Raw genomic sequence first — 6,958 nt, forward strand, 5'->3', positions numbered from 1 at the left:
CCACGCCCTCCCCGTAGCCCGCTCAACACACTCTCTGTGTCCGGACACCGCGCCGCCTTACAGCGGCAGCCGAAATCCACTGCGGTCGAAGCGCCGATGCCCGATCATCATCTGGTCGCCGATCAGGGAAGCTGGCACGGTGCCCACCGCCCCCTACCGAGTGGAGAGCAGCATGAACGGCGTTGACGAGCGCGACATCGACGAGGCCATCGCCACGGCCTTCACAGTGCTGAAGGGTGCTGTCGAGACCCACAGCCACAAGAGCATCGAGGCGTACAGCCACGCCCTGCGCGCACTGGTGGAGTTGCGTCGGGAGGTCGCGTCAGGGAACAGCGCCTGAGACGCTGCCCCGGTGCACAACGGGTGCACGTCGCGGGAGAAGTCATTCCCCAGACGCCGCCTTCGGGCGACGCACCTCCGTGTTCCAGCCTCAAGTCGCCAGCCTGTAGCGCCTTCAGCGCTGCTTGGTCGAGGACACCGCCCTCACGAGTCCATCCAGATCTCCCGTGTAGACGATCACTTCTTCGTCGTCTTCCGGAGGGTCGAAACGGGCGAAGAAGTCGTCGAGGGCTTCGGGCGTGACGGTGAGGGCGTTGGCGTCCTCGCGCTGGTTGCGTTCGGTGAGACGCCGCAACAGTTCCTGCCGGTCGGCCGGTAGGTAGACCACGAGAGGGTGGCCGCCCACCTCGCCGGCGGCCACCCTCCAGGCGTCACGCTCGTCACGGCGCCACAACCCGTGATCCAGGACGACATCGTTTCCCGCTCCCAGTTCCCTGACGAACCGTTCCCGGATTGCCGCGACCACGGGACGTTCGCGCTCGAAGTAGGTGTGCTCGGGATAGTCGATGCCGTAGCGGCCGTGGAGGCGGTGGACCTCCTCGTCCACGGAGAGGCGGGTCATGCCCCGTTCAGCCAGGGCCTGGGCGACAGTCGTCTTGCCGGAGCCGGTGATGCCGACCAGCAGCACGGCCAGCGGCGCGACGGTGTTCACGTTCGGTGCCCTTCCTGCCGGTACCCAGGTGCCCAGGTGTCCATTCTGGCCGATCTGGATGGGCTACCGGTGGCTGCTTGCGGCCTGGAGGTGCCAGCGGGTGGCGATGGTGCGAGCCTCAGGTGCCCACCCGGCCGGCATCCGGCCGAGGGTGACGCGGCGGAAGGACAGACGGGGGTCGGCGACGTTGATACGGCCCTGGTGGCGGTCGACGTGATCAAGCAGGCGGCCGGCTTCCTCCCGCACAGCCGGAGTGTGCTCGGCCCACTCGCCGGCGGTGAACCGCTCAACTCGCCGCCGGAGATCGTCCAGGACGCCCATGCGCCACTTGAAGTGGTGGACGCAGGCCAGCGTGTCCGAGTCCGGCCTGTGACCGTGGGCTCGGTGATTGCCGGAGGCCACCGGTACACCGGATCGTGCGAGGACGATCTTGCGGGGGTCGCCGTGCAGGAGGCGGTGGGTGAGATGACCGCCGAGCGGGAAGGCGCGGTCCAGTCCTGCCTCCGGCCGCCAGTCGGCGAGGCGGCCGTCTGCGGCGACGCGGTCGAGCATCAAGCCGCCTACCACCTGCCGCCCCGACTTCTCGGCGGTGACGGTCACCTCGGCGAGCGGGGCGGGGAAGGTGTGGAACTCGTCGGAATCGGCGAGCAGGTGCCAGCCGGGCCCTGCTTGCTCGCGGAGGGCATCGCGCAGCTCGGTGGGTGTGCTCGTGCCACGGTCCGGTTGTGATCTTCGTGGGGGTGATGCCGAGGTCGCGGCTGACAGCCAGGAGTTGGTGCTGCCAGGCGTGGGGGACATGGTCGGGGAAGTGGAAAGCGAGGTGGAAGTCCTTGATGCCAAGCGCGCGGTAGTGGGCGGTCCAAGCGGTCAGCAGGGACGGTTCTACGGAGCCGATGACGGCGATCAGGGCGGGAGGTGTGCTCAGCATCGTGGCTCCTTCGTACGCAGGGGAGCGAAGGCGTGAGTGAGGAAGTCGGCTTGTTCGGCGGCGGTCCACATCCCCAGCATCTGGGGCGTCCCGGGACCGGGCCGTGGGGGTAGCTGACGGACGACGGTGTGCAGGGCGTCGGCGAGACCGTCGGGGTCACCGGCGGGGAAGGTCAGAGCCCAGGGCTGGCCGCGAAGGCGGGCGGTGAGACGGGGGTCGTGGTCGGAGAGGACCAAAGAGGCGCCGAGGCGGGCGGCATCCATCACGAGTCCGGATTCCTTGCCGACACCGGGCTTTCGGGCAACCAGGGCCGCGTCGGCGGCGGCGTAGACCAGTCGGAGCACCGATTCGGCGACGGGGCCGCGCACGGTATGCAGGCGCAGGAGCGGTAGGGCTCCCCACCGGTCCAGCACGGCCTCGTCAAGCAGGGCACCTACGACGATGAGATGCAGCGGCTCCCTCAAGCAGGCCAGTGCGGCGCCGACAGTAGCGATGTCCTTGTACGGCCACCAGCCGCCCACCAGGCACACCGCTGCTTCCCCGGCGGGGATGTCGAAGGCCGCCCGGCCGCCTTCACGTTCGGCGTCGGTGAGACGGTGGCCGTCGTCGACCGCGAAGGCCCGCACCACAGCAGGCAGGTCAGGGAAGACCGCGACGAACTCGTCGGCGACAGCCTCGGTCGGGTAGACCGCGAGGACGCGGCGCTCGCCCCGGCGGGCCAGCCTGTCGATCAGCCGCAGCACGGTGTCCTCGGTGGTGACCTGTTCGTGGATGAACCGCAGGTGCGGTTGACCGCCGAGGAAGGCTGCGGCCCCGTGCAGGGCCTCGCTCGCGGTCAGGATGACCACCGCTTCGGCCCGCGACTCCAGGCGGCGGGCGGTTCGCAGCGCGGACGCCTCCGCAAGGCACCGGACGGTCAGGGTGACCTGGTGCGGCAGTCGTCGCAGGAAGCGAGGCCAGCGGCGTGAGCGGAGCACCCGCTGCTCGGCCCTGGAGATTCCGGCCGCGAGGCGGGAAGCGGCCAGCAGCACGGCCGCCGGCCACCCAGACGGTGCGGTCACCAGCCGGGCGCCAGCCCTGCGCAGTGCCGTCGCCGTGTCGCGGGCGACCCCATGCGGGGTGATGACCAAACTGCCGGGCCGGGCCTGGGCGAGCGCCACCAGCGTGCGTTGGTGGTGTCCGCCCAAGCGGTCGGCATACGGCTCGATGAGCACAAGCGGACCGGTCATCCCGACACCGCCTGATCCCCGTGGGCGGCGGTGAACCGGGACCGCAGCCATGCGGGGGCGTTGAGGCGGTCGAACTGCTTGGTGTCCCTTGCCGCGTCGCGGGCGAAGGCGATCCCCTCACGGGCCCCGGCGGCGGCGTACAGGGCGAACTCCCCGTTCCGGCTGGCCGTCCATGCCTCCAACCGCTGGCGGGCATCGTCGTCGGCCATCCCGTACTCACTGCCGCGGGCGAGCATCGCGCACTCGCGGAAGCCGGCCTTCCAGGCATGGAAGGGGCTCTGGTTGAAGCGCGTGATGCCGGCGGTCTGGTCGGCAAACTCGATGCGGCCGGGCAGGGCCGCGAGTACGTCCACGGCCTCGCCCATCTCGCGCAGCGCACTGCGGCGGATCAGTTTCAGCCCTCCGTACCCGTAGGACAGGCCGTTGACCGGGTTGATCGCCCGCCACACCCGCATGGACACTCCCTCGTCCAGCGGCTCGACGGCGGCCGGGTCGAAGCCGGTGTCGATGGCGAAGTCGCCATCGACGAGGAAGAACTGCTCGCGGTCAACGACCTCGGCGCACAGCCGATAGGCACGGCGCATCCCGTGCACGCCGTGCAGCCGCCTGACCGAGCCGCCGAGCGTTCGCTGCGTGCGGGCGTGAAGGGAGTTGGCCATCGGCTCGTCGTAGGAGAGGAACACCGCGTCGTACTCGGTCACGAGACGGCTTCCAGGTAGCGGGCGGCGACCACGGCGGGGGCGAAGTCGGCAGTGGAGGCGTGGGCGCGCTTGGCGTGCACGGCGTGGAACTCGTCGTCCGTGGCCAGCCGCTCGGCCAGGGCCACAGCCTCGGCCTGGGTGGTGAAGCACAGCTCGGGATCGACGTGCTCGGCGAGCCAGCCCAGTCGCGGGGAGATGACCGGCAGGCCCATGCCCTGGCAGTCGATCACGCTCATGGACCAGGGGCAGCCGGGCCTGAACGGGGCGATGCCGAAGCGAGCGCCGGCCAGCAGCTTCTTGTAGCGGACGCGGTCGCCTCGGTCGGAGACAACCTGGACGTGCGGCATGGCAGCGAGCTGGTCGCGCATCTTCTCAGGGCTGTCGTCCAGGCCCGTGCGTTCGGCCCGGCGCTTGCCGAACAGGTCCATGACCCGCAGCCGGATGGCGCGGGAAGCCACCAGGTCACGGGCGAGATCCAGGAACTGCTCGGTGCCGTAGTGCGCGTACAGCCTGTGGTTGTAGACCCCGATCGCCCCGGTCTCGGGTCCGCTGGGAACGGTGGCGGGGTCGCGGACCAAGCGCTCGTCCCGTGGGGCCGGCACCACGCGGAGGCGGTCGCCGAGTTCCACAGTCATGCGGGCGGCGGCAGCCGACACCCAGGAGGCAGCGGTGGAAGAGTGGACCATCACTCGGTCGCACGCGGCGAGCCCGGCAGCGAAGGCCAACAGCACCGGCCGTCCGAGCCCAGCGTCATCAAGGGACGGGTCAAGCAGGAGCTGACCGCCGTCAGCGAACGAGAACGGGAGGTAGTGGCAGTACCCAGCCAGCAGGGCGTTCGACCCGGCTTCCAGCAAGGCCGTGCGGACAGCCGGGGCCTCCTCGATCTGGTTGGCCACGATCACATCCGGCTGCTCGGCCTGGATCAGCGCCACCAACTCGTCCACGTCCGTCGAGAACCGGGCGCGGTACTTCGTCCCCGGCACCTTCGTCGGGCGGAAGCCACAGCGGGCGTCCCCGGCCGGAGCCGGAGCCGCGACGGTCACCTCCGCCCCGGCGTCCGCCAAGGCCGGGGCGAGCAAGTCGGCGAAGATCCAGCCAGAATCCGCAGACAGCCGGTCGGGGTTGGAGATGTTCAGCAGGTAGAGCACCCGCATGGCGTGTCGCCTCCCTCATCTGCCCGGACAGGTCGATCCGGGTCGGTGAGAGAAGGAAAACGGCGACGCCGACCGTGACGGGATGATGAACTGGGATCACTCACAGTTCATTCATGCTCACCAACGATGACGCGGGGCGGGGCTTCGATGGGCACGCAGGACGAGGAGATCACCGTCGAGCAGGCGGCCGAGTACTTCGCCGCCGAAGTGGCGCGGTGGCGGGAAGTACGCGGCATGTCCAAGCGCGCGTTGGCGCGGGCCATGGGCTTCGACCCGTCGTACGTCAGCCACATGGAATCCGGCCGCCACAAGCCCAGCGAAGAGTTCGCCCGGCTCGCCGACGAGGCTCTGAACGCGGGGAAGGCGATCTGGCGGCGCTGGTGCGACTACGAGCAAGCCAAGGCCAGGGAGAGCCGGGGCCGGCGCCCTCCTGCGGCCCTGCCGGCGCCACGCAGGCCCGAGCAGCCATACGCGACCGGCTCCGCCCTCGTCGTCGAACACGACGCCGCCCGGCTCCAGTACGACGGCCGCTCGTACCGCCTCACCATGCGACGACTGCTGCGGAACACCGGTGATCAGCCCGTCACCCGGTACCTGATCCGCATCTCAGTCGACCGCTACCCCGGTGACCCCGAGCGATCCAATGCCCATTACCGGGCCCACCCCCTGACCTGGAACGAACTCGACCTCACCGCCACATGCCGGGGCGAGGCGATGCGCTGGCAGGCCAAGCACGACCGAGACGCCTTCAAGGAAGTCTGGCTGCTGTTCGACAACGAGCACGGGCGCTTCCCCCTCTACCCCGGCGAGTCCGTGTGGATCGAGTACGCCTACACGGTCGGTGACGACAACTGGGGCAACTGGTTCCAGCGAGCCGTCCGCCTGCCCACCGAACAACTGGAAGTCCAGGTCGTCTTCCCCACCGCCCTCGACCCGGTCGTGTGGGGCACCGAGACCTCCATGACCGCCGAAGCCTCCCCGTTGCGGACCCCACCCGTCCGCAGCGACGACGGTGAACTCCGGCAATTCACGTGGATCACGACCACACCCGCCCTGCACGCTCGGTACCGTCTGGAATGGCGGTTCCGGGCACGGCCCGAACGCGACACGGATCAAGAGGAGTTCAGGTGATTGACGTGCGGCCCAGCCAGCGCATGCGAGACCTCGGAGTCGTCCAGCACGGCGCCGCCATCCTCGCCGAACCTGCCCGCGCCTTCGACCTGCCCACCGAGCGCGACGAGGCCGAGCGCGTCGTGGACGAGCTGTTCGCCGCCATGGAGCGCATCGGCCAGGTCCACCCTTTCGCCAAAGGCATGGGCATCGCCGCCCCGCAGATCGGCATCGCACGCGCCGCCGGTGTCGTTCAGCCACCCGGAGACGCGCCCGCGATCATCCTGCTCAACCCACGCATCACCACCAGCTCCGACGAGACGGACGAGCAGTACGAGGGCTGCCTGAGCTTCTTCGACGTACGCGGCCTCGTCCCCCGCCCGCTGGAGATCACGGTGGAGACCACGGCCCTGACCGGCGAGACCGTGACCACGGTCTACGAACGCGGCCTCGCCCGCCTCGTCCACCATGAGATCGACCACCTCGACGGCCTGCTCTACTCCGCCCGCATGCGAACGGGAGTCGAGCCGATCCCCGTGGAGGAGTACCGCCAGACGGGCCGAGGCTGGGTGTACGACGGCGCCTGAACGCCGTTATCCGGCAGGCCGACTTGCCTCACGCCCGCAGGAGGGCGACCGAACCGGCGAGGGCCGCTGCCCCGGGTGGGGTAGCGGCCCTCGCGGACTGTTCTGAGATCGTGTCGGGGCCCATCCGGGCGCCCCGCTCGGCTCTTAGATGTCGAAGTACAGCTCGAACTCGTGGGGGTGGGGGCGGAGCTGCATGGGGGCGATCTCGTTGGTGCGCTTGTAGTCGATCCAGGTCTCGATCAGGTCGGAGGTGAAGAC

At 69.7% G+C, this 6,958-nt stretch carries 9 protein-coding genes; 3 read left to right on the forward strand and 6 right to left on the reverse strand.

Features of this window, described 5'->3' with window-relative positions; translation table 11 throughout:
- The first annotated feature begins 172 nt into the window (after positions 1 to 172).
- On the forward strand, positions 173 to 340 hold the full coding sequence (locus tag GL263_RS18040; RefSeq protein WP_182856756.1) for a hypothetical protein: 168 nt from the start codon (positions 173 to 175) through the stop codon (positions 338 to 340).
- A gap of 114 nt (positions 341 to 454) precedes the next feature.
- On the opposite strand, the gene GL263_RS18045 is transcribed toward GL263_RS18040, so the two are convergent.
- From GL263_RS18045 to GL263_RS18065, 5 genes are all read right to left on the reverse strand, one after another.
- Positions 455 to 991: a P-loop nucleotide/nucleoside kinase family protein gene (locus tag GL263_RS18045; protein ID WP_323379455.1), complete on the reverse strand. Its 537-nt coding sequence runs from the start codon at positions 989 to 991 to the stop codon at positions 455 to 457.
- 63 nt (positions 992 to 1,054) lie between these two features.
- Positions 1,055 to 1,789: a hypothetical protein gene (locus GL263_RS18050; RefSeq protein WP_228456608.1), complete on the reverse strand. Its 735-nt coding sequence runs from the start codon at positions 1,787 to 1,789 to the stop codon at positions 1,055 to 1,057.
- Between the two features lie 123 nt (positions 1,790 to 1,912).
- Positions 1,913 to 3,148: a glycosyltransferase family protein gene (locus tag GL263_RS18055; RefSeq protein ID WP_182856757.1), complete on the reverse strand. Its 1,236-nt coding sequence runs from the start codon at positions 3,146 to 3,148 to the stop codon at positions 1,913 to 1,915.
- The gene (locus tag GL263_RS18060) at positions 3,145 to 3,849 is read right to left on the reverse strand and encodes a hypothetical protein (RefSeq protein ID WP_182856758.1); all 705 of its coding nucleotides are present in this window, start codon (positions 3,847 to 3,849) and stop codon (positions 3,145 to 3,147) included. The genes GL263_RS18055 and GL263_RS18060 overlap by 4 nt, the downstream gene beginning before the upstream one ends.
- The gene (locus GL263_RS18065; protein ID WP_182856759.1) at positions 3,846 to 5,003 is read right to left on the reverse strand and encodes a glycosyltransferase; all 1,158 of its coding nucleotides are present in this window, start codon (positions 5,001 to 5,003) and stop codon (positions 3,846 to 3,848) included. The genes GL263_RS18060 and GL263_RS18065 overlap by 4 nt, the downstream gene beginning before the upstream one ends.
- A 147-nt stretch (positions 5,004 to 5,150) precedes the next feature.
- Between GL263_RS18065 and GL263_RS28465 the strand changes: the two genes are divergently transcribed.
- Positions 5,151 to 6,134: a helix-turn-helix domain-containing protein gene (locus GL263_RS28465; protein ID WP_228456609.1), complete on the forward strand. Its 984-nt coding sequence runs from the start codon at positions 5,151 to 5,153 to the stop codon at positions 6,132 to 6,134.
- Positions 6,131 to 6,700, forward strand: a complete 570-nt coding sequence (locus GL263_RS28470) for a peptide deformylase (RefSeq protein ID WP_323379456.1) — start codon at positions 6,131 to 6,133, stop codon at positions 6,698 to 6,700. Before GL263_RS28465 ends, GL263_RS28470 begins: the two co-directional genes overlap by 4 nt.
- A 144-nt stretch (positions 6,701 to 6,844) precedes the next feature.
- Here the strand turns inward: GL263_RS28470 and GL263_RS28475 are convergent.
- The coding region (locus tag GL263_RS28475) for a glutamine synthetase (protein WP_228456611.1) at positions 6,845 to 6,958 on the reverse strand (114 nt) is incomplete at its 5' end.

Origin of the sequence: Streptomyces durbertensis (genome assembly GCF_014156695.1) — a bacterium.
GTDB lineage: Bacteria > Actinomycetota > Actinomycetes > Streptomycetales > Streptomycetaceae > Streptomyces > Streptomyces durbertensis.